The organism is Pseudomonas sp. MF6394 (assembly GCF_002018845.1).
Taxonomy (GTDB): domain Bacteria; phylum Pseudomonadota; class Gammaproteobacteria; order Pseudomonadales; family Pseudomonadaceae; genus Aquipseudomonas; species Aquipseudomonas lactis.
The window spans coordinates 185,994-209,015 of record NZ_MVOJ01000004.1; the positions used below are offsets into that span (position 1 = coordinate 185,994).

A 23,022-nucleotide genomic window follows, 5' to 3' on the forward strand; every position below is an offset into this window, starting at 1 on the left:
CGCTGGCTAGCAGACAAGTGCGCCGCTGTCGAGATATGGCGCCGTGAGCCGTTTGCGTATACTGCGCAGATGTTCTTCCCAACTGTTTCGCGCCTGCGATGCGTCAAATGGCTCATCGCCACCTTGCTCTTCCTGATGCTCAGTGCCTGTGTTGATAAACCCAGCACACTGGAGCGAATCAAGGAGGATGGCGTATTGCGGGTGGTCACTCGCAACAGTCCCGCGACGTATTTCCAGGATCGCAACGGTGAAACCGGCTTCGAATACGAACTGGTCAAGCGCTTTGCCGACGACCTGGGCGTGAAACTGGAAATCGAGACGGCCGACAACCTTGACGACCTGTTCAACCAGTTGAGCAAACCCAACGGCCCGGTGCTCGCCGCCGCCGGCCTGGTGAGCAGCGATCAGCGCCAGCAGCAGGTGCGCTTTTCCCACCCGTACCTTGAAGTCACCCCACAGATCATCTACCGCAACGGCCAGTCGCGCCCGACCAACGCCGCCGACCTGGTGGGCAAGAAGATCATGGTGCTCAAGGGCAGCACCCACGCCGAACAACTGGCAGCGCTGAAAAAACAGAACCCGGCGATTGAATACGAAGAATCCGACGCCGTTGAGGTGGTGGATTTGCTGCGCATGGTCGACGAAGGGCAAATCGACCTGACCCTGGTGGACTCCAACGAAGTGGCCATGAACCAGGTGTACTTCCCCAACGTGCGCGTGGCCTTCGACCTTGGCAATGCCAGCAACCAGAGCTGGGCGGTGGCGGCCGGTGAAGACAACAGCCTGCTCAACGAGATCAACAGTTACCTGGACAAGGTCGAGAAGAATGGCACCCTGCAGCGTCTGAAGGATCGCTACTACGGGCATGTCGATGTCCTTGGCTATGTCGGCGCCTATACCTTTGCCCAGCACCTGCAACAACGCTTGCCCAAGTACGAGAAGCACTTTCGCGCCTATGCCAAGGCCGAGAAAGTCGATTGGCGCTTATTGGCAGCCATTGGTTACCAGGAATCGCTGTGGCAACCCACGGTCACGTCCAAGACCGGCGTGCGCGGCCTGATGATGCTGACCCAGAACACCGCCCAAGCCATGGGCGTGTCCAACCGCCTGGACCCCAAGCAGAGCATCATGGGCGGCGCCAAGTACCTGGCCCGGATCAAGGATGAGCTGGACGACAAGATCGCCGAGCCCGACCGCACCTGGTTCGCCCTCGCCGCCTATAACGTGGGCACCGGCCATCTGGACGACGCGCGCATCCTGGCGAAAAAAGAAGGCCTGAACCCGAACAAGTGGCTGGACGTGAAGAAGATGCTGCCACGCCTGTCGCAGAAGCAGTGGTACAGCAAGACCCGCTACGGCTACGCCCGCGGCGGCGAGCCGGTGCATTTTGTGGCGAACATCCGGCGTTACTACGACATCCTCACCTGGGTAACCCAGCCGCAGCTGGAGGGTAACCAGGTGGTGGAAGGCAACCTGCATGTGCCGGGTGTGGACAAGACCAAGCCTGCGCAAGACACCCCACAGTTATAAAAACACCACATACCTCATGTGGGAGCGGGCTTGCTCGCGAAGGCGGTGTGTCAGTCAGCACATGTATTGACTGATCCACCGCCTTCGCGAGCAAGCCCGCTCCCACATTTGGATCTTCACTTGGCCTAGAGGCCGGTGAGCAGGTGGGCCACGCCGCCCGGCAGTACCATCACGGCGGGTATACCCGCGGCCTTCAACGCCGACTCATCCACACGCCCCGCCTCCCGCAACTGCACCCGTACCCGCGTGAGTGCCACGCGCTGCTGTGACGTGACGTTGCCCTCCCCGCCCAATGCACTCAGCACCTCGGCCGACAACAGGCTGGGTGTCAGCGTGGTAACCGTCTCGGCCACCAAATCAGGCGTCAGGGCTTTCCAGAACGCCCGCTGCAATTTCTCGAACATGCTCAGTGCTCCACGACAGGTGAGGTTTCAACGGTGGCCGCGTGGTACAGGCGCAGGGCCTCGCGCACTTGGTCGGCTTCTTCCAGGCCCAGCACCTGGCGGGCGATGATCTGGCAGTCGTGCAGGTCCAGCTCGCGCACGGTGGCCTTGATGGTGGGGATCAGCGGCACACTGACCGACAGCTCATCCACGCCCAGACCGATCAACACCGGCACCGCCATGGTTTCGGACGCCAGCGCACCACACACGCCCACCCACTTGCCGTGGGCATGGGCCGCTTTGACGGTGATGTCGATCAGGCGCAGCACCGCCGGGTGAAAACTGTCGGCCTGGCTGGCCAGCCGCGGGTGGTCGCGGTCCATGGCCAAGGTGTATTGGGTGAGGTCGTTGGTGCCGATGGAGAAGAAATCCACATGGGGCGCAAACACATCCGCCATCAACGCCGCGCTCGGCACTTCGATCATGATGCCCAGCTTGGGCAGTTCGCTCAGGCCAAGGGCCTGTGCTTCCTCTTCGAGCATTTTGCGCGCCAGGTGCAGCTCCGACAGCAGGCTGACCATCGGCAACATGATATGCAGCCGCGCCAAGCCGGCGCTGGCAAGAATCGCACGTAACTGTTCACGCAACAGTTCGGGGCGTTCCAGGCACAAGCGGATACCGCGCAGGCCTAGGAACGGGTTGGTCTCGCTGTCCATCGGCACATAGGCCAAGGGTTTATCGCCGCCCACATCCAGGGTACGTACCACCAGATTTCGTTCGGTGCCGAGGGCGCGGGCAATGGCGCTGTAGGTGTCGGCCTGCTCCTCTGCGCTCGGCGCACGGTTACGTTCCAGGTAGAGGAACTCCGAACGCAGCAGGCCCACGCCTTCACCGCCCAGGGTCAGGGACTGCTCCACTTCCTGCAATGAGGCGACGTTGGCTGTGACCTCGACGTGGTGACCGTCTCGGGTGACCGCCGCCTGTGAGGCCTGTGCCACTTCACGCTGCAGCCGCAGCTTTTGCTGTTGGCGCACCGCCTGCAGTTGTTCGATTTCGGCCAGGTTCGGCTCCAGCTGCAGCTCACCTTTGTCGGCATTGAGCAGTACCCGCTTGCCGTTGGCCAAGGCCAGTACTTGACTGGGTACACCGCAAAGGGATGGCAGGCCGAGGGCCCGGGCGAGGATGGCCACGTGACTGGTAGCGCCCCCGGCGACCGTGACAAAGCCCAGCACTTTGCTGGTATCCAGGCCGGCGGTTTGTGAGGGTGTCAGTTGTTCAGCGACCAGAATGGCGCACTCCGGCAGCTCCATGGACCGCTCTGGCACGCCCAGGATCAACTTGAGTACGCGCTGGCCGACGTCGGCCAAGTCCGCCGCACGCTCAGCCAGCAGCGTTTTACCCAAGCCTTCGAAGAGTCTGGCGGTCGCCACTGTGGCGGTGTTCCAGGCAAAGGCAGCGCTCTTGCCTTCGGCCAGCAGGCTATGGGCTTGTTCAAGCAGGGTCGGGTCTTCAAGCAGTTCCTGATGGGCGCGGAAGATCTCGGCCTGGGCGCTGCCGGCCGCCTTGGCCTGCAACGCTTGCAACGCCTCGTTTGCCGCCCGCAGGCCACGCGCCAATGCGGTACGTTCGAAGGTTTCTCCCGCACCGGCTTCGGAAATCTCAAGCACCGGTTCAGCCACTTGGACAACCTGGCCGAACGCCGAGCCAGGCGAGGCACAGACGCCTCGCAACACGGACGCCGAAGACGCCGGCACAGCGGGCTTGCTGACTTTCTCGACCGCTACCGGCAGCGTCTCGCCACAGCCGTCGAGCAACAACGCCACCAGCGCGTGAATCGCCGCCTCGGCATCTTCCCCCGCCGCGCTCACTTGCACACTGTCGCCCTGGGAGGTCTGCAGCGCCATGATCGCTACAAGCGACTTGGCATTCGCGCTCAGGGTTTGCTTGTGCAGGAAAATGCTGGAACTGAACCCCTTCGCCGCCTGGGCAAACACCGCCGCAGGGCGGGCGTGCAAGCCGCTGGCATTGGGCAGGGTCACTGGCTTGGAAAACAGCGCATTGCCCTCCTCCTCGTCCACCTCAGCTTTCATCGGCCCCGGCGAGACCTGCAACAGTGGCTGGCCGGACTCGACCAGCGCCTGACCGGCCACCAACGGCACAAACGGCTCGCCGCTCACAATGAGCATCAAGGTCAGCAGGCTGCGTGCATTGAGCGCGACATAGTCGGCATCGAACTCGATCAGCGGCTGCCCGGCCTCCACCCGCTGGCCCTCCTCGACCAGCCGGGTGAAACCCTGGCCCGCCAGGTTCACGGTATCCAGGCCAATATGCAGCAGCACCTGCACACCGTTATCGGCGGTGACACTGACCGCATGGCCGCTGTCCTGAATGTTGCTGATCACCCCGGTCAACGGCGCGCAGAGGGTTTGCGAGGTGGGGTCGATGCACAGGCCATCGCCAATCACGCGGCCGGAAAATACCGGGTCGGGCACCTGGTCCAGCGCCAGCAAAACCCCGGACAAGGGTGCCAGCAGTTCCAGGGGTTGAGATGTGGTCATGACTTCACCTGTTTGTGTTGTTCTTTAAAAATCGTTGAGTCGATGCAAGGTTGAGGATGACGAAGGTCAGTGTGGGAGCGGGCTTGCTCGCGAAAGCGGTGTATCAGGCGACACATTCACTGACTGACCCACTGCATTCGCGAGCAAGCCCGCTCCCACATTAGCCCGCGTACTCCCTCCTGATTACTTCCACCAATATTCGACCTGCATGCCTATGTTCGAGCCATGCCGCGCCGTGCCATAGGCGCCGGTGTCGGACAACGCCGAGCCCGCCGCCAGCTCATTGGCCGCACGCTTGGCCGCTTTGTTCCAGGATGCATAGGTGTAATACAACCGCACCTCCGGCCGCGCCCAGAATTCAGGGCCTTTGGGCGACCAGGTCGGGGCGAAGGTAAATTTGCTCAATTTGCGCGTACCGCCTGTGGCCTCGACCTGATCGTGCCCCAGCTCAGTGACCAGTTTGAATTGCTCGCTGAGCGCATACGCCGGGCGCACACCCAAGGACATCCAGTTCTGGTCCTGACGCCCTGGGCGCACATCTTTCTGGTACACCGCCTCGACTTGCCCGCCGAAACGCGGCGTTACCTGCCAATCAAAGAACTCCACCGCGCGGTAACTTTTGCTGCTCTTGTCCAGCGCGGTATTGCCGGTGTAGCCCAGGCCGGTGCCGGGGCCTTCGCCGTACTGCAGGGCAAACTTGTTCTTGCCGCCCAGGAAGGCCGCTTGCACATGCTGCGCCGTCAGCGCCCAGCCGCTGTTTGTGTCACGGCCACCGGCCTTGGCGATGTAGCTCAAGCCCAGTTCCAGCTCGCCACCGGGGTTGGTCTTGAAACCTGCGACGTTGAAGTCGTGACGGGTGGCGTATTCCTTCTGGTACAGGTTGTCTTTGCGCGACAGCGCGTAGCTGTATTTCAATCCGCCGATCAGCACGTCCTCGATCCCGCCACCGGTGGCGCTCTGGTTCCAGTAGTAGAAGTCGGAGATATGGATGTCGTTACGCTTGTAGTAACGCCGCCCGGCCCACAGCGAACCGCCATTGAGGCTGGGCAGGTTGGACCACTGCGCATACATCTGTGGCATGCGCGCCGAGCCGTTGTTTTCGCCCTGGAACTTCAGGGCGCGGTCGTACTTGTTGTAGAGGGAAGCCATGGCATCGACGCTGAGCACCGAACCATCGTCAAGGGTCAGCAAATCCTGACGCAGTTCCAGCTCGGCGTACTGCTCGCATTCGTTACCCAGGCGGTATTTGGTTTGCGCACCCGGCAGTTGGAAACATTGCTGCTTGCCACTTCCGGTTGACGTGCCCACACCGCTGCGCAAATACCCGGCAAACTCCAGGGCTTGGGCGCCGAAAGGCACCGTGAGGCAGGACGCTATAAGGCCCAGCTTGATTGTTGTTTTCATGAAGCGCTCCTTTTATTTTTATTGTTTTTTCTTACGGTCTTGCGTGACGCGATCACCTGTAGGAGCGAGCTTGCTCGCGAAGAACTTGCAGCCTCCACGCAACACCTGGAGGGGCGCGTTTTCGTTGGCGATCTTCGCGAGCGAGCTCGCTCCTACAGGGGGTGTTTCAACCCGTCAGGTGCAGCACGAAGGATTCATAAGGGCGTAGCACCAGCGTGCTCGTGCGCGGTGGGCAGTCGGGGTAGTTGCTGATCAGCAGGCGTTGCTCGTTCGCGGCGTTGATCACGCCTTCGGGCAGTTGGATCTCGCACGGTGATCCATAGAAGTTGTTGACTACCAACAAGCGCTCGCCGTGACCTTCACGCAGGTACGCCCAGACCTGGAGATGGTCTTGCAGCAACGGGCGGTAAACGCCTTGCTGTATCAGCGGTTCGCGGCGGCGCAAGTCGATCAGCCTGCGGTAGTGATGCAGCACTGAATCCGGGTCATCCATCTGGCTTGCGACGTTGATCTGCGCGGCATTGGCGGGGATGCCGATCCAGGGTTCACCGCGACTGAACCCCGCGTTCGCTTCGGTGCTCCACTGCATGGGCGTACGCCCGTTGTCGCGGGACTTCTGCATGATCGCCGCCATGCTCGAGGCTTCGGACTCGCCCGCATCGCGCTTGAGCCGGAAGATGTTCAGGGTTTCCACATCACGGTACTGCGAGATGCTGTCGAAGCCGGGGTTGGTCATGCCCAGCTCTTCGCCCTGATACACATACGGCGTGCCCTGCAGAAAGTGCAGCGCCGTGGCGAGCATCTTGGCCGAGACCACGCGGTATTCGCCGTCGTCACCAAAACGCGAAACCACCCGCGGCTGGTCGTGGTTGCACCAGAACAACGCATTCCAGCCGCCACCGGCCTGCATGCCCATCTGCCAGTCGGAGAAAATCTGCTTGAGTTGCAGGAAGTCGAAGTCGGCCTTCACCCACTTCTGCAGGTTCGGGTAATCGACTTTCAGGTGGTGGAAGTTAAACGTCATCGATAGTTCTTTAGACGCTGGATTCGAGTAGCGAATGCAGTGTTCCAGGCGGGTGGATGACATCTCGCCCACGTTGATCAGGTCATGGCCTTCAAAGACTTCGCGGTGCATTTGCTGCAGGTATTCATGCACGTTCGGGCCGTCGGTGTAGAAGCGGCGGCCATCGCTGTTGTCCTCGGGGAAATCGGCGGGCTTGGAGATCAGGTTGATCACATCCAGGCGGAACCCACCCACGCCTTTGTCGCGCCAGAAGCGCATCATCTTGAATACTTCGGCGCGCACCTGGGGGTTGTCCCAATTGAGGTCGGCCTGGGTGTGGTCGAACAGGTGCAGGTAGTACTGGCCGGTCTGCGCTTCGTATTCCCAGGCCGAACCGCCGAACTTGGATTCCCAGTTGTTCGGCTGGTCGCGCCAGATATAGAAGTCGCGGTAGGGGTTGTCGAGGCTGCTGCGCGCCTGCTGGAACCATTCGTGTTCGATGGAGGTGTGGTTGACCACGATGTCGAGCATCAGCTTGATGCCACGCTTGGCGGCTTCGCTGATCAGCAGCTCGCAATCGGCCATGGTGCCGTAGCTGGGGTCGATGGCGTAGTAGTCGCTGATGTCGTAGCCGTTGTCGCGCTGGGGCGAGCGCAGGAACGGGGTGACCCACAGACAATCCACGCCCAGCCACTTGAGGTAGTCGAGTTTGTCCACGATGCCCAACAGGTCACCGGTGGCGTTACCCGCGTGGCTGTGGAAGCTTTTGGGGTAGATCTGGTAGATCACCGAGTGTTGCCAGGTTTGCATGGTGGGTTCCTTCAGTAGAGTTGGGGGCTGGCCCTTCTGGCCTCATCGCAGGCAAGCCAGCTCCCACATTTGAATGTGTTCACAAATCACTGTGGGAGCTGGCTTGCCTGCGATAGCGACCTTCAGGCGACCCGGTAACCAGGCCGAACAATCTTCATGCTCAACATGCACGTCAGCGCAAACGGCACGACCATCGCCACGACCATGCCAATCACGAACATCGGAATGGCGCTCGGCACAATCGAGATAAACCCGGGCAGCCCACCGACGCCGATGGCCGAGGCCTGCACCTTGTTCAACGACAGGAAAATGCTGCCCAGCGCCGAGCCCAGCAGCGCGGCATAGAACGGAAACTTGAAGCGTAGGTTCACGCCGAACATCGCCGGCTCAGTGATGCCGAAGTAAGCGGAAATCGCCGAGGTCGAGGCCATGCTTTTGTCCCGCGCGTTGCGGGTCATGTAGAACACCCCGAGGGCGGCGCTGCCCTGGGCCAGGTTGGACATGACGATCATCGGCCAGATAAAGGTGCCGCCCTGGGTGGAAATAAGCTGCAGGTCGACCGCCAGGAACATGTGGTGCATGCCGGTGATCACCAGCGGCGCGTAGAGCAGGCCGAAAATCGCGCCGCCGATCATCGGGGCGATCTCGAACAGCGTCACCAAACCTTCGGTGATCAGGATGCCGAGGTGACGGGTCACCGGGCCGATGATCGCCAGGGCGAGCACACCGGTGACGACGATGGTGGTGATCGGCACGACCAGCAGTTGAATGGCATTCGGCACCCTCGCCCGCAGCCACTTTTCGATCACGCTCATGACAAAGGCCGCCATCAGGATCGGCAGGATCTGCCCTTGATAGCCGACTTTCTCGATCTGGAACCAACCGAAGATATCGAAGTACGGCAGGCTCTGGCCGTCGAGGCCAGCGACCGCCTTGCCGTAGTTCCAGGCGTTGAGCAGGTCCGGGTGCACCAGCATCAGGCCCAGCACGATGCCGAGGATTTCACTGCCGCCGAACCGCTTGGCCGCCGACCAGCCCACCAGCGCCGGCAGGAACACGAAGGAGGTGTTGGCCATCAGGTTGATCAGGCTCCACAGGCCATCCAGGTTCGGGTAGGCCTCCAGCAGCGTCTTGCCTTCGATGAACATGCCCTTGGCGCCCATCAGGTTGTTCACGCCCATCAACAGGCCCGCGATGATCAGCGCGGGCAGGATCGGCATGAACACATCGGAGAACACCCGCACCAGACGCTGCATGGGGTTGGTCTTGTCGCCGCCGGCCTTCTTGACGTCGGCAATGGTCGAGGCGGCAAGGCCGGTCAGTTCGCGCAGGGCGGCGTAGACCTTTTCCACTTCGCCGGGGCCGATCACCACCTGGAACAGGCCACCGGTAAAGAACGACCCTTTGACCAAGTCGACCTGGTTCAGCGCACTGCTGTTGACCAGGCTGGGGTCCTTGAGCGCCAGGCGCAGGCGGGTCACGCAATGGGCGGCCTGCTCAAGGTTTTCGCGGCCCCCGAGGTTGTCGAGAATCTCGCGGGCAATCGTTGAATAGTCGTGGCTCATGCTCGTTTTCCACTGTGATTGTTTTTATGGGTGGCAGTCGTTGGCAGCACGCCGAGAAGGGAAAAGTACTCGTCTGTACGAGTTAAATCAACAACTCGTCTGTACGAGTTACACTTTTGTTTATGCCTGCGAGCTTTCTGTCAGATTTTTCCCCAGCTCGCACCGCTGTCCAATGGACAAACCCCACCTCTGCCACTATGGTTCCTGCCTTGAACGCGCAGTCCACCTTCATAACGCCGGGCAAGAGCCATCCCATGAGCAAATACAACCAGATCTATACGGATCTGCTTGCCAGCATCACCACCGAACGCCTGCAACGCGGTACGCGCCTTCCCTCCGAAACCGAATTGATGGACGCCTACCAGGCCAGCCGTGGCACCGTGCGGCGCGCCATCGAGCAGTTGCAGGAACGCGGCTTTGCACAAAAAATCCACGGCAAGGGCACCTTTGTGTTGTCGCCCAACCCGATTGAGTTCCAACTGGGCGGCATCGTCAGCTTCCACGAGACCCACGCCGACCTGGGTGATGACGTACGCACCGAGGTGGTCGAGTTCACCCAGATCCCACTGGAAGGGTCACTGCTGCAACACATCGAGGCCGAGCCCGGCACCCTGATCACGCGCATCAAACGGGTACGCCGCATCGGTGGCAAACGGGTGATCCTGGACATCAACCATTTCATCAGCGACCTGATTCCCGGCCTGGACCGCGACATCGCCGAGCAGTCGATCTACGCGTTTATCGAGCAAACGCTGCAGCTGCAGATCAGCTACGCGCAACGCACCATCGAAGCCTTGCCGCGCAGCAAGGACGACCAGGCGCATCTGGATCTGGATGGGCAAAGCCATGTGATTGTGGTGAGCAACCAGACGTTTTTGCAGGATGGAAGGCAATTCGAGTACACCGAGTCGCGGCATACGTTGGATAAGTTTTACTTTTCGGATGTGGCGCGGCGCTAAAGCCAGAGACAGCGATGAATATCCCCCAAAAATGGCGTGAACAATTCCCCCATGCGCTGATTGAACAACAGGCCATTGGTGAATCGCGCGCTGACGTCTTTCGCCTGCACCAAGACAGTGGCACGGATCTGTTCCTGAAATCCGAGCCCCTCGAGGAACACGGTGAGTTGGCAGACGAAATTGATCGGCTTAGGTGGCTGCAGCACATGGGTCTGTCGGCGCCTGCGGTCTTGGATGAAGTTAAAGAGGTCCATCGCCATTGGTTACTGATGACCGCCGTACCGGGACGGGACCTGGCCAGCACCAACGAGCTTCCTGCCGGGCAAATCATTCACATCCTGGCGACCGCGCTGCGTGCTTTACACCAGTTACCCGTGGCCCTCTGCCCCTTCGATCACTCCCTTGAGCTGCGCATTGCACGCGCACGGGAGCACGTCAGTGCCGGCCTCGTGGACGAGGCAGACTTCGATGACGAGCGACTGGGGCAAAGCGCTGAGGATGTGTTTGCCGAACTGGTGGCGACTCAGCCAAAGACTCATGATCTGGTAGTGACCCATGGCGACGCGTGCCTGCCGAATTTCATGGCAGCAGAGGGTTGCTTCAGCGGCTTCATCGACTGTGGACGCCTGGGGGTCAGCGATCGGTTCCAAGACCTTGCCCTGGCAGCACGAAGTATTGAAAGCAACCTGGGGCAGGAATGGGTGAAGCCATTTTTCGAGGTGTATGGCGTTGAGCCCGATGAGCAGCGTATGAAGTTCTATTGTCTGCTGGATGAGTTTTTCTGACACTGAGCGTACTGTCGATACCCTCTCTACACCCTCAGTTTAAGTCGTAGTGCCGCCACTTACAGGACACAAAGCAACCCGTGGCGAGGGAGCCTGCTCCCGCTGGGTCGCGAAGCGCCCCCTCTTTTGTTACCCCAGCTGGCACAGACGGTGTTTGCGCCTGATCAAGGGACAACACCGTTCGATACGGATTTGATTCGATCACTACTTCTCTAATAATCAGCGGTCAAGGTGAGGTTGCACCAAGCCCTGGAACCACTCGAGGAATGCGTTAAGACGACGCGAACGTTGCCTGCGGTTCGGATAGACAAGCGATACCTGCATCGGCGCGGCACGAAAGTCGGGCATAACCTCAACCAGTTCGCCTGCGTCGAGCAGGTGCTGAACGTCAAATCTGGGAATCTGGATCAATCCCACCCCCGAGACGCAACAGGCGATGTAGCTTTCAGCGTTGTTGACAATCACACGACTGGGTACGACAAGCTGCCGCTCCTCACCCGACACATAGCAGTCCCAGGGAAGCTCCCGCCCTGTGGAAGGCGAGGCATACCCCACGCAAAAGTGTCCTTGCAGCAGATCATCCGGCTTGGTCGGCACACCATGCTCGTGCAGGTAGCCTGGGCTGGCGCAGTTGATCAATGCGATATGACCCAAGGGAAGCGCGACCAGACTGCTGTCGTGCAGCGCTCCAATCCGCACGGCACAGTCAACACCCTCCTGCACCAGATCAATCGCGCGATCGGTCGAACCCAACGCCAACTGGAGGCGAGGATAGCGGCGCAAAAAGCCTGGCAACGCAGGGGCAATCAGCCGACGAGCAATACGGCTAGGCACGTCCACATTCAGACGCCCCGAAATCTTGCGTTGGCTGGCATGAAATAACTGATCAATGTCTTCCGCGTCGCAAAGGAACAGACGCACCCGTTCCAACAATTGCACACCATCAGCGGTCAGCCGCACATGTCGCGTCGTTCGGTGCAGCAAGCGCGTGCCCATGGTCGATTCGAGTTGCTGCACAGCAGCCGACACCGACGCCCGCGGCACTTGCAGCGCATGGGCAGCGTTGATGAAACTGCCCATCTCGGCAACCTGAACAAATATGCGGTACTGATCGAGCCTATCCATTCATCCCTTTCCATAGCGCCCGCTCTAACTGAGGAGGCGCAACACCCCCTCATCCAGCAAAACCAAGGCATTCATCGTACTCGCACCCCGCCACCGGGGTGCTGTCCGTTGGTGATTTTTCCTTATATCGGCAAAACGGTGCCGCCGCGGCTTATTTGGTGGTGTACCCACCATTAATGAGGATGGTCTGTCCAGTAATCCACCATCCGTCGCTTACCAAGTGCCGAATAAAGGGCACTACATCCTGGATGTCGGTCAGGCCAGTTTTGCTGGATGTTGAAAGCGCCGCAGCCGTCTTGTGATACGCCACTGCATCGGCACCCTCGGCCGGATAGAAAAATGGCGTGTCCATCGGGCCTGGGCCGACCGCCGTCACCGAAATACCGCGCGCACCGAACTCCTTGGAGGCGGCGCGAGTGAAATGCTCCACGGGCGCTTTTGTACCTGCATAGGCGGCATAGAACGGCGTATAAGCGCCCAGCAGCGAGGTCACTACGGTGCAGATCTTGCCGTTATCGTTGAGGTGCTTGCCGGCTTCCTTGAGAAAAAAGAAAGCGGTCTTCGAATTGACTGCCGTCATCTCGTCGTACTCCGCCTCGCTGATTTCGGCCATTGGCTTCTTGAGCACCTTACCGACGGTATTGATGGCGATGTCGGGCTTGCCGACAGCAGCGACAGCATCGGCGAACAGCTTTTCGACGGCGCCGGCCGTTGTCAGGTCGCCCTGCAACGCCACAGCCTGCGCACCGCTGGCTTGCACTGCGGCGACAGTTGCATCGGCATCGACCTTGGACGCCGCACTGTTGTAGTGGATCGCGACAGCCTTGGCGCCCTGAGCGGCCAGGTCGCGCGCGATCACCCCCCCAAGATTCTTGGCGCCGCCGGCGATTAGAACGACTTTGCCTCGGATGGAATGGTCTGTCATGGGGGAATCTCCTTCTTCACAATTCGATGGAGAGTTCAGCTTAGGCGGCTTCACCCAGCGCGATAAACCACCGCTGGCTGGATGAATAATCCAGAAAAACAACCTAATCCAGAATTTCAATACCTTCTGAAAACCGGAGTTACGAGTACCAGCACCGTCAGGATTTCCAACCTTCCCAGAAGCATTCCAACGGTAAGTAACCATTTGGCCGCATCCGGCAATGATGAAAAATTGCCGGCCGGCCCAATGATGGAGCCCAGGCCTGGCCCGACGTTACACACCGCCGTGGCGGCGCCGCTCAACGCGGTTATCCAATCAAGCCCAATGAGCGCCAGGCCCAAAGCGATAACGGCAATCGTGATGGTGAAGAAAAACGAGAAGGTCAAAAGCGAGCGCACAATCTCCTCGTCGATGGGATGGCCGTTGTATTTTTTCTGAATCACGGCTCGAGGATGGATCAACTGCTTCAAGCTGCTGACCAGTAAAGCGGCAGCTACTTGAAATCGGAAGATTTTAAGACCGCCTGCCGTTGAGCCGGAACAGCCTCCGACAAAGGTTAAATAGAAAAACAGCAAGACCGCGAAGCTGCCCCACAAGGTGTAGTCGCCCACCGCAACGCCGGTAGTTGTGACCACCGAGGTCACGTTGACGGCCACGATACGAAATGCATCCCACCATCCATGATCGCTGTGAACGTGCAGCCAGGTACCCACAGCCAGCGATGTGATGAGCAAGAATCCAATAAATCCGCGCACCTGGTGATCCCTGATCAACGCACGCCGATTACCTCGCAATGTTGCAACGTACAAGGTGAATGGCAGGCTGCCCAGAACCATGATTGCTACTGCCACCCAGTGAATCGCTGGTTGCGTCCAATGCCCAAGAGAGGCGTCCGAGGTTGAGAATCCTCCGGTAGAGATCAGCGACATCGCATGGTTGACCGCTTCAAATGGCGTCATTCCAGCGAGCCAGAGCGACAGGGTTCCGAGGCCCGTAAGCCCCAGATAGAGCAAAAGAATGTACTTGGCTGCCACATGGGAGCGAGGGGTCACTTTCTCAGACCAATCTGAGGACTCTGTCTGGAACAGACGCATCCCGCCGATGCGCAAAAGTGGAAGAATCGCCACAGCCATGCCGATAAAACCGATGCCGCCCAACCAATGGAGCATCGAACGCCAGATCAGCAATCCGGGAGATGAACTATCCAGACCGCTGAGTACGGTCGAGCCAGTGGTTGTGATGCCAGACATCGTTTCAAAGAAGGCGTCGGTGTAACTGATATGACTGATGAATACCATGGGTAACGCGGCGAACGTGCACACAACTACCCAGCTTGCGGTAGTCAGCAAGTACATGTCCCTTGGGCGAAGATGGCCAGTATCGGGGCGCCCTCGCACGATCAACAGAAGACCGCAAATAAGCGTAATCAAACTCGCCCAGAGGAAGGCCGAGAGATCGTCGCTGCGCTCATAGACCACCAGCCTAATCATGGGAATAGCCATGCTGACGGCCAGCGTGATCAAAAAAATACCTAAGATGAAGCCGATAAGCCGAATTGCTGCGAGTGACATCACAGTAGCGTTCCGAAATGAGCACCGCGCAGTATCGGATGCCCCCCAAACAGGCTGCGTAAATTCTCCGTAAAATTTTTACGCGCGATTAGTCAGGCGACGCGTGTCGAAGGGGTAGCCACCCATACCTGGCGATGCACAAAGTGGCTGAAAGTGCCAACCCCAAAAAGCCAAAAGCCCGCAATTACGCGGGCTCCAGGGCATTTTTTGCTAGTGGGTGCCGGACAATTCCGGGCGTCCCATCATTCCCACTCAATCGTTGCCGGCGGCTTGCTCGACACGTCATAAGTCACGCGCGAAATACCTTCGATCTCATTGATGATACGGCCGCTGACCGTCTCCAGCAGTTCGTAAGGCAGGTGTGCCCAACGCGCTGTCATGAAGTCGATCGTCTCTACGGCACGCAGTGCAACAACCCACGCGTAACGACGGCCATCGCCTACAACGCCAACCGATTTCACCGGCTGGAACACCACGAATGCCTGGCTGACCTTGTGGTACCAGTCGGCCTTGCGCAGTTCTTCGATGAAGATGTGGTCGGCGCGACGCAGCAGGTCGGCGTATTCCTTTTTCACTTCACCCAGGATACGCACGCCCAGGCCCGGGCCTGGGAATGGGTGGCGGTAGACCATATCGTACGGCAGGCCCAGTTCCAGGCCCAGACGGCGGACTTCGTCCTTGAACAGCTCGCGCAGCGGTTCTACCAGCTTGAGGTTCATTTCCTCAGGCAGGCCACCCACGTTGTGGTGGGATTTGATCACGTGGGCCTTGCCGCTCTTGGCGCCGGCCGACTCGATCACGTCGGGGTAGATGGTGCCTTGGGCGAGGTACTTGATGTTGTCCAGTTTGGTGGACTCGGCATCGAATACGTCGATGAAGGTGCGGCCGATGATCTTGCGCTTCTTCTCCGGGTCGGACTCGCCGGCCAGGTTGTTGAGGAACTGTTCCTCAGCGTTGGCGCGGATCACCTTGACGCCCATGTTCTCGGCGAACATGGCCATCACTTGCTCACCTTCGTGCAGGCGCAGCAGGCCGTTGTCGACAAATACGCAGGTCAGCTGGTCGCCGATGGCCTTGTGCAGCAAGGCCGCCACAACCGAAGAGTCAACGCCGCCGGACAGGCCGAGCAGCACGTTGTCGGTGCCGACCTGGGCGCGCACCTGGGCGATGGCGTCTTCAGCGATTTTCGACGGGGTCCACAGAGCTTCACACTCGCAGATGTCGAGGATGAAACGCGACAGGATGCGCCCGCCTTGCTTGGTGTGGGTCACTTCCGGGTGGAACTGCACGCCGTAGTAGCGACGCTCGTCGCTGAACATGCCAGCGATCGGGCAGCTCGGGGTGCTGGCCAGGATGTGGAAGTCTTCCGGCATTTTGGTGACCTTGTCACCGTGGCTCATCCATACGTCGAGGCCGAACAGGCCGTCGGCGTCGATGTGGTCTTCGATGCCGTCCAGCAGGCGGCTCTTGCCAACCACGTCCACACGGGCATAACCGAATTCACGCAGCTCGGAACCTTCAACCTTGCCGCCCAGTTGCTCGGCCATGGTCTGCATGCCGTAGCAGATGCCAAATACCGGCACGCCCAGGTCGAATACCGCTTGCGGGCAGCGCGGGCTGTTGGCTTCGTGAACGGACTCGGGGCCACCGGCGAGAATGACGCCTTTGGGTGCGAATTCGCGGATCGCTTCATCGTCCATGTCGAACGGGTGCAGTTCGCAGTACACGCCGATTTCACGCACGCGGCGGGCGATCAGTTGGGTGTACTGGGAACCGAAGTCGAGGATCAGGATGCGGTGGGCGTGAATGTCGAGGGCCATGAAGTCAGTCTCGTCTAATGAATCAGAAACAACTCGGGGCTGAAGAACAGCCCCGGTTACTTAACATTTTGCTGGAAGGCTCAACCTACACGGTAGTTTGGCGCTTCCTTGGTGATCTGCACGTCGTGGACATGGGACTCAGCCATGCCGGCGCCGGTGATCCGCACGAACTCTGGCTTGGTGCGCATTTCTTCGATGTTGGCGCTGCCGGTGTAGCCCATCGAGGAACGCAGGCCGCCCATCAGTTGGTGGATGATCGCGCTCAGGGTGCCTTTGTACGGCACACGGCCTTCGATGCCTTCCGGTACGAGCTTCTCGGCGCCTGCCGAAGAGTCCTGGAAGTAACGGTCGGAAGAGCCCTGCGCCTGGGACATGGCGCCCAGCGAACCCATGCCACGGTAAGCCTTGTACGAACGGCCCTGGAACAGTTCGATCTCGCCTGGCGCCTCTTCGGTACCGGCAAACATCGAGCCCATCATCACGCAGGAGGCACCGGCAACGATGGCCTTGGACAGGTCACCGGAGAAACGGATGCCGCCGTCGGCGATCAACGGTACGCCTGTGCCTTCAAGGGCAGCGGCAACGTTGGCGATGGCGCTGATCTGCGGCACACCGACACCGGCAACGATACGCGTGGTGCAGATGGAGCCTGGGCCGATACCGACCTTGACTGCATCGGCGCCCGCTTCGGCCAGGGCCTTGGCGGCAGCGCCGGTGGCGATGTTGCCGCCGATCACCTGCACGTCAGGGAAGTTCTGCTTGACCCAACGCACACGGTCGATCACGCCTTTGGAGTGGCCGTGGGCGGTGTCGACCACCACCACGTCAACGCCAGCAGCGACCAGCGCCGAGACGCGATCACCGGTGTCTTTACCGGTGCCGACTGCAGCACCAACGCGCAGACGACCTTGGTCATCCTTGCTGGCCAGCGGGTAAGCCTTGGCTTTTTCGATGTCGTTGACGGTCATCATGCCTTTGAGGGCGAATTTGTCGTCGACGATCAGCACGCGCTCGATGCGGTGCTTGTGCAGCAGTTCGCGCACATCGTTCTTGTCGGCGCCTTCCTTGACGGTGACGAGGCGCTCTTTAGGCGTCATCACTTCGCGGACGGTGACTTCAAGGCGGTTCTCGAAACGCACGTCACGGGAAGTGACGATGCCGACCAGGTCGCCATCGTGCAGCACCGGAACGCCGGAGATGTTGTGCATGCGAGTGAGTTCGAACAGATCACGCACGGTGGCCTCAGCTTCGATGGTGATCGGATCTTTCACCACGCCGGCTTCGTAACGCTTGACCTTGCGCACTTCGGCAGCTTGCTGCTCGATGGTCATGTTCTTGTGGATGATGCCGATGCCGCCTTCCTGAGCCATGGCGATTGCCAAACGGGCTTCGGTGACGGTGTCCATGGCAGCAGAAACCAGGGGAATATTCAGCTCGATGCCACGGGTTAGGCGGGTCTTGAGACTGACTTCGTTAGGAAGCACCTCGGAATAACCGGGCACTAGGAGAATGTCGTCGAATGTCAGAGCTTCTTGGCTGATACGCAGCATCGCGGGGGCTCCCGAGCGGGAAAATGGAAGCGCGCCATTATATACATGCACCCTGCCGGGCTCAATGTAAAACTCTGACAAACTTGGTAATACTGATAGATGGAGAAAACCCGCAGCTTTTTCTGTAGGAGCGAACTTGCTCGCGAAGGAGGCAAAGGCACCGCGTTAAATCAGACTCACCCCGTTATCGTTGACGATTTTCGCGAGCAAGCTCGCTCCTACAGCTCAACTTTGACCCAGGCAATCTTCTGGTCCAACCAGTCGGCAAACTCGTCGATAAAGCTCTGCTTGAAGCCCGCCTCCGCCCAGTTGTTGAAAATAAAGCCCAGGTTGGAAAACCCGCATTCCTGCAGGAATAGAAAGCCGTTGATGTCGTCTTCATGCCCACATAGCGGGCAGGTGAAGTTATCGGTGTGGCCAGGCATCCAGTCTTCCAGGCTTTCAAACAGCGCCTCGCCGACTTCCTTGAGGCACTCCGGGCAGCCGGTTTCTTCGAGAAAGCCCTTGGCCGGGGTATAGATGCACCGCTTGTAGATGATCTCCAAACCGTTGACCGGCTCGTTGAATGGCAGCGCCTCGGGGTGCAGCACCACGGCGCGGGCACCATCGGCCAGGGCATAGCCCATGCGGTTGCCGGTGCGGCCGCAAGTGGTGAGCTCTTCCTTGATGATGTTCTTGCGCACCAGCCAGCGCACAATCGCCCGGGCGCGGGGTTCGTGGACGGGCAAGGTGGAAATTTTCGGGACAAGGATGCTTTGGGAATTCATGGGAGTCCTGCGGTGTGCCGTCTGACGCCTTCGCGAGCAAGCCCGCTCCCACATTCGACCGCGATCCTGCAGGATTAAATGCGGTCGACTGTGGGAGCGGGCTTGCTCGCGAAGAGGCCCTGAAGGCTGGCAGCTTAATCCCTGAAAAAAACCGGTCAAGTACTCAAATACCGCCCGATCAACGCAATACCACTGGCCAATACCAGCCAGGTCACCAACCGCACGAACGCCTCACGGGACAGCCGCATCGTCAGCCTGCGCCCACACCACAGCCCCAGAACCATCGCCGGCAACAGACAAACCGCCAACATCAATAACGGCCAATCGGCATACACCCCGGCAATCAGGAACAGACTCAAACGCACGACCGTGCTGCAACTGATCAGCGCGCTTTGCGTGGCCCGCGCTGCGTCCTTGGGCAAACGGCTATTCAGATAGATCGCATATAAAAAGCCGCCACTGCCAAATAGCGCACCAAACAGGCCACCCACAGTGCCCATGGGAATCGACCAGCCCGCCGCCAACTGAGTCGGCCGAGCTTTCACCGCCAGGCTGTAAATCGCGTAGGCGCTGATAAACAGCCCCATCAACAACAGCAACAGGTCCGAATGCAGGTTAAGCAAAAACACCACGCCCAAGGTGCAGCCGATGGCCATGCAGGGCAGCAACCGCAACAGTTCCGACCTATTCACATCGCGCCGCGTTTGCAGCAGGCCGCCAAACGCCGCGACAAAGTCCAGCAGCACCAGCAACGGGATGATCTTCGACAGCGGCATGAATAGAATCAGGATCGGCCCCGCCACCAGCGCGGTGCCGAATCCGGCAATGCCGAACACGATGTAAGCCACCGTCAGGCCCAGGCCGATCACCAGCCAATCAACACCGCCGAACGACCACTGGCTCATCAGCTCAACCGGGCTCATGACTTATTCCTTCTATTTCAGATGCCACTCACTTTAGCCATCGACGAGCGTTGCGACTAATATCTTCAAAGCTCGCTACCCATCTCAAAAAGGCATGACTTGTGATCTCCACTCGCCAACTGCGTTATTTCGTCGAAATCGCCGACAGCGGCAGCTTCAGTGCCGCGGCCGAACGCCTGTTCGTGGCGCAATCGGCGTTGAGCCGGCAGATCAAGGCGCTGGAATCCCACCTGCAAACCCCGCTGTTCGAACGCACTGCACGCCAGCCACGGCTGACGGCCGCCGGCGAAGCCTTCTACCCACGGGCGCGCAACCTGCTGAGTGAGTTGCTCAAGGCCAGCGACCTGGCGACGCAAGTGGGCCATGGCCAACTCGGCACCCTGCGCCTGAGCCATTCGAGCACCGTGCCGATGAGCGGCGCGTTACTGCAAGGCATCAGCATGTGGCTGGAGCGCTGCCCGGGTGTGTCGATGGATATCGTCAAGCTCTCCTCCGAAGCCCAACTGGAAGAAATCGCCGAGGGGCGCCTGGACGTCGGCCTGCTGCGGTTGCCGGTGTTGCGCCAGCGCGAAGGCGTGCGCGTGGTGCCTTTGTACACCGAGCCGTTGGCGCTGGCAGTGCCGACGGGTCACCCGTTGGCACGTGGCAACGCAGCGGTCGAATTAATGCAACTCAAGGACGAGGCGTTTATTTCGATCCCCCACCCTCAGCGCGGCGGGCTGAGTTATCTGTCAGCCGAATTGTGCATGCGCGCCGGTTTTTTCCCCAAGGCGGCGCGGGTGATGTCGCGCAAGACCACGCAGTTGCAATTGATCCAGGCCGGTTTCGGTATTGCCTTGTTACCAAAATCCATGCAGGACATTGCCCCGCCCAATGTGCATTTTTTGCCCTTGGCCGACCCGGACTGCCACAGCACCGTAGCGCTGGCCTGCGCGCAAGCGCCGAACGCGTTGGTGGAGCAATTCTGTCAAACCCTGCACGAATGCCTATAAACTGCTGCCCATGATTAAAGATCCTTTTGCCCGCTTGGGCCTGGACCGCGAAGTCCTGACTGTCAGCCAACTCAACGGCCGTGCGCGGGTGTTGCTGGAAGACGTATTCACCAATATCTGGGTGGAAGGCGAGATCTCCAACCTCGCCCGCCCGGCTTCCGGTCATGTGTATTTCACGCTCAAGGACAGTGGCGCCCAGGTGCGTTGCGCGCTGTTTCGCAATAACGCGGCGCGGGTACGCCAGGCACTGAAAGACGGCCTGGCGGTGAAGGTGCGCGGCAAGGTCTCGTTGTTCGAGGGCCGTGGCGATTACCAACTGATCCTCGACACCGTGGAGCCGGCCGGGGATGGTGCGCTGCGCCTGGCCTTTGATGCTTTGAAGGAAAAACTCAGCGCCGAAGGCCTGTTCAGTGCCGAACGCAAAGTGGCGCTGCCGGTGCATCCTCGGCGCATTGGCATTATCAGCTCACCCACCGGTGCGGTGATTCGCGACATCATCAGCGTGTTCAGCCGGCGTGCGCCGAACATTGAACTGACCCTGGTTCCCACAGCTGTGCAAGGCCGCGAAGCGATCGCGCAGATTGTGCGAGCACTGAAACTCGCGGACGCACGCGGTTTCGACGCGCTGATCCTGGCCCGTGGCGGCGGCTCCCTGGAAGACCTCTGGTGTTTCAACGAAGAGGCGGTGGCCCGCGCAATCGATGCCTGCGTTACCCCTATCGTCAGTGCCGTCGGCCATGAAACCGATGTGTCCATCAGCGACTTCGTGGCGGACGTGCGCGCCCCTACTCCCTCCGCCGCCGCAGAGTTGCTCGCCCCGGACGCCAGCCACCTGGTGCGCCAGGTAGAAAACCTGCAGCGCCGCCTGGTGATGCTGATGCGCAACCGCCTGAGCCACAGCCGCCTGCGCCTGGAAGGCATGGCCCGCCGCTTGCGTCACCCTGGTGAGCGCTTGCGCCAACAGGCCCAGCGCCTGGATGACCTGGACATGCGCTTGCGTCGTGCGTTTGAGCGCAGCCTCAATACCCGTCGCGAGCGCTTGATCCGCCTGGAAACCCGCCTCGCCGGCCAGCACCCGGGCCGTCAACTGGCCCTCTTGCGCCAGCGCCTGGACAGCCTCGCCGAACGCCTGCCCCGCGCCATGCGCGAAGGTCTCAAGGCGCGGCGCCTGCAACTGCAAAGCCAGGTGCAGACGTTGCAGGTGGTCAGCCCGCTGGCAACCCTGGGCCGTGGCTACAGCATCCTGTTGGACGAGCGCGGCCAGGCGATTCGCAACGCCGCACAAACCCACACCGGCCAGCGCCTCACCGCGCGCCTGGGTGAAGGCCAATTGCAAGTGCGGGTGGAAGACAACCACCTGACACCCGTCACCCTTTCATTATTGGATTGATCGATGCCACGCCTACTGAGCCTGTTGATGCTGTTGTGCCTCACGTTTAACGCCCACGCCGACAGCTACATCACGCGAACCCTGAACAAACCCGTGCCTGGCGGCGTGGCCGTCGTCGAACTAGGCCCTTCGGCCACGGCGCCGAAAGCCACCTACCAGGGCAAGCCGGTGCTGGTGGTCAAGGAGCAGGACAACTGGCTGGCGATTGTCGGCATCCCGTTGACGGTCAAGCCCGGTAACGAGCGCATCAGCAGCGGTGGGCGCAACCTGCCGTTTATCGTCGGCTACAAGAAGTACCCGGAACAGCGCATCACCTTGAAAAACAAAAGCCAGGTCAACCCCGACCCGGCCCAGCTCAAGCGCATCGAAAATGAGCTGGCCGTGCAGATCAAGGCTTACCGCAGTTTCAGCCCGAACCTGCCGAGCAACCTGGTACTGGATAAACCGATGAACGGGCCGTTGTCGAGCAAGTTTGGCGTGCGGCGCTTCTTCAATGGCGAAGAGCGCAACCCGCACTCGGGCCTGGACTTCGCGGTGCCGGCCGGTACGCCGATCAAGACGCCTGCGAACGGCAAGGTGATCCTGGTGGGCAATTACTTCTTCAACGGCAACACGGTGTTCGTCGACCATGGCCAGGGCTTTATCAGCATGTTCTGCCATATGTCCAAGATCGACGTGAAGGTGGGCCAGCAACTGGTGCGCGGCGCAGTGGTGGGCAAGGTCGGCTCGACAGGCCGTGCGACCGGGCCGCATATGCACTGGAACGTCAGCCTCAACGATGCCCGGGTAGACCCGGCGATATTCATCGGCGCGTTTCAACCCTGATTTTTATCCAATGCCCTGGCACAGGGCATACCTCTTTCCTTACATTTGCAGCCGGAACCAACCCAACACACCCCATCACTTACCTGGCGACTTACAAGGACCGTAACGACACCATTTCCATTAAGTGATGAGGTTGT

At 60.1% G+C, this 23,022-nt stretch carries 18 protein-coding genes; 6 read left to right on the forward strand and 12 right to left on the reverse strand.

Annotation, left to right across the window (positions count from 1 at the left end):
- Positions 1 to 69: 69 nt before the first annotated feature.
- Positions 70 to 1,530: a membrane-bound lytic murein transglycosylase MltF gene (gene mltF / locus MF6394_RS06875; RefSeq protein ID WP_003193988.1), complete on the forward strand. Its 1,461-nt coding sequence runs from the start codon at positions 70 to 72 to the stop codon at positions 1,528 to 1,530.
- A 125-nt stretch (positions 1,531 to 1,655) separates the two neighbouring features.
- On the opposite strand, the gene MF6394_RS06880 is transcribed toward mltF, so the two are convergent.
- From MF6394_RS06880 to treP, 5 genes are all read right to left on the reverse strand, one after another.
- Positions 1,656 to 1,934, reverse strand: coding sequence for a PTS transporter subunit EIIB (locus tag MF6394_RS06880; RefSeq protein ID WP_078466373.1), 279 nt, complete (start codon positions 1,932 to 1,934; stop codon positions 1,656 to 1,658).
- Positions 1,935 to 1,936: 2 nt separating this feature from the next.
- The gene (ptsP, locus tag MF6394_RS06885; RefSeq protein WP_078466374.1) at positions 1,937 to 4,471 is read right to left on the reverse strand and encodes a phosphoenolpyruvate--protein phosphotransferase; all 2,535 of its coding nucleotides are present in this window, start codon (positions 4,469 to 4,471) and stop codon (positions 1,937 to 1,939) included.
- 183 nt (positions 4,472 to 4,654) lie between these two features.
- Entirely contained in the window at positions 4,655 to 5,875 is a 1,221-nt protein-coding gene (locus MF6394_RS06890) for a maltoporin (protein WP_044268053.1), read from the reverse strand.
- Positions 5,876 to 6,041: 166 nt separating this feature from the next.
- Entirely contained in the window at positions 6,042 to 7,688 is a 1,647-nt protein-coding gene (treC, locus tag MF6394_RS06895; protein ID WP_044268055.1) for an alpha,alpha-phosphotrehalase, read from the reverse strand.
- 122 nt (positions 7,689 to 7,810) lie between these two features.
- Positions 7,811 to 9,253, reverse strand: a complete 1,443-nt coding sequence (treP, locus tag MF6394_RS06900) for a PTS system trehalose-specific EIIBC component (protein ID WP_014719803.1) — start codon at positions 9,251 to 9,253, stop codon at positions 7,811 to 7,813.
- A gap of 254 nt (positions 9,254 to 9,507) precedes the next feature.
- On the opposite strand from treP, the gene treR reads away from it, so the two are divergent.
- Both treR and MF6394_RS06910 read left to right on the forward strand, forming a co-directional pair.
- On the forward strand, positions 9,508 to 10,212 hold the full coding sequence (gene treR / locus MF6394_RS06905) for a trehalose operon repressor (protein ID WP_032895407.1): 705 nt from the start codon (positions 9,508 to 9,510) through the stop codon (positions 10,210 to 10,212).
- A 14-nt stretch (positions 10,213 to 10,226) separates the two neighbouring features.
- Entirely contained in the window at positions 10,227 to 10,997 is a 771-nt protein-coding gene (locus MF6394_RS06910) for an APH(3')-II family aminoglycoside O-phosphotransferase (protein WP_047711715.1), read from the forward strand.
- 219 nt (positions 10,998 to 11,216) lie between these two features.
- Here the strand turns inward: MF6394_RS06910 and MF6394_RS06915 are convergent, their stop codons facing one another.
- The 7 genes from MF6394_RS06915 to MF6394_RS06945 form a co-directional block, all read right to left on the reverse strand.
- The gene (locus tag MF6394_RS06915) at positions 11,217 to 12,122 is read right to left on the reverse strand and encodes a LysR family transcriptional regulator (protein ID WP_078466375.1); all 906 of its coding nucleotides are present in this window, start codon (positions 12,120 to 12,122) and stop codon (positions 11,217 to 11,219) included.
- A gap of 151 nt (positions 12,123 to 12,273) precedes the next feature.
- Positions 12,274 to 13,047 (reverse strand): SDR family oxidoreductase, encoded by a 774-nt coding sequence (locus tag MF6394_RS06920; RefSeq protein WP_047711717.1) that lies wholly within the window; start codon positions 13,045 to 13,047, stop codon positions 12,274 to 12,276.
- 116 nt (positions 13,048 to 13,163) lie between these two features.
- Positions 13,164 to 14,618 (reverse strand): TrkH family potassium uptake protein, encoded by a 1,455-nt coding sequence (locus MF6394_RS06925; protein ID WP_078466376.1) that lies wholly within the window; start codon positions 14,616 to 14,618, stop codon positions 13,164 to 13,166.
- Positions 14,619 to 14,860: 242 nt separating this feature from the next.
- Positions 14,861 to 16,438, reverse strand: coding sequence for a glutamine-hydrolyzing GMP synthase (guaA, locus tag MF6394_RS06930; RefSeq protein WP_078466377.1), 1,578 nt, complete (start codon positions 16,436 to 16,438; stop codon positions 14,861 to 14,863).
- A gap of 80 nt (positions 16,439 to 16,518) precedes the next feature.
- A complete protein-coding gene (guaB, locus tag MF6394_RS06935; RefSeq protein ID WP_069557281.1) occupies positions 16,519 to 17,988 on the reverse strand; it encodes an IMP dehydrogenase in 1,470 nt (489 codons plus the stop codon).
- Between the two features lie 218 nt (positions 17,989 to 18,206).
- Positions 18,207 to 18,755: a sugar ABC transporter ATPase gene (locus tag MF6394_RS06940; protein WP_078466378.1), complete on the reverse strand. Its 549-nt coding sequence runs from the start codon at positions 18,753 to 18,755 to the stop codon at positions 18,207 to 18,209.
- A gap of 155 nt (positions 18,756 to 18,910) precedes the next feature.
- Positions 18,911 to 19,678, reverse strand: coding sequence for a sulfite exporter TauE/SafE family protein (locus tag MF6394_RS06945; protein WP_078466379.1), 768 nt, complete (start codon positions 19,676 to 19,678; stop codon positions 18,911 to 18,913).
- A 101-nt stretch (positions 19,679 to 19,779) separates the two neighbouring features.
- On the opposite strand from MF6394_RS06945, the gene MF6394_RS06950 reads away from it, so the two are divergent.
- From MF6394_RS06950 to MF6394_RS06960, 3 genes are read left to right on the forward strand one after another with little or no spacing between them, the layout of a single operon-like run.
- A complete protein-coding gene (locus tag MF6394_RS06950) occupies positions 19,780 to 20,670 on the forward strand; it encodes a LysR family transcriptional regulator (RefSeq protein WP_078466380.1) in 891 nt (296 codons plus the stop codon).
- 10 nt (positions 20,671 to 20,680) lie between these two features.
- A complete protein-coding gene (gene xseA, locus MF6394_RS06955; protein ID WP_078466381.1) occupies positions 20,681 to 22,060 on the forward strand; it encodes an exodeoxyribonuclease VII large subunit in 1,380 nt (459 codons plus the stop codon).
- Between the two features lie 3 nt (positions 22,061 to 22,063).
- Positions 22,064 to 22,885, forward strand: a complete 822-nt coding sequence (locus tag MF6394_RS06960) for a M23 family metallopeptidase (RefSeq protein WP_078466382.1) — start codon at positions 22,064 to 22,066, stop codon at positions 22,883 to 22,885.
- Positions 22,886 to 23,022: the final 137 nt, after the last annotated feature.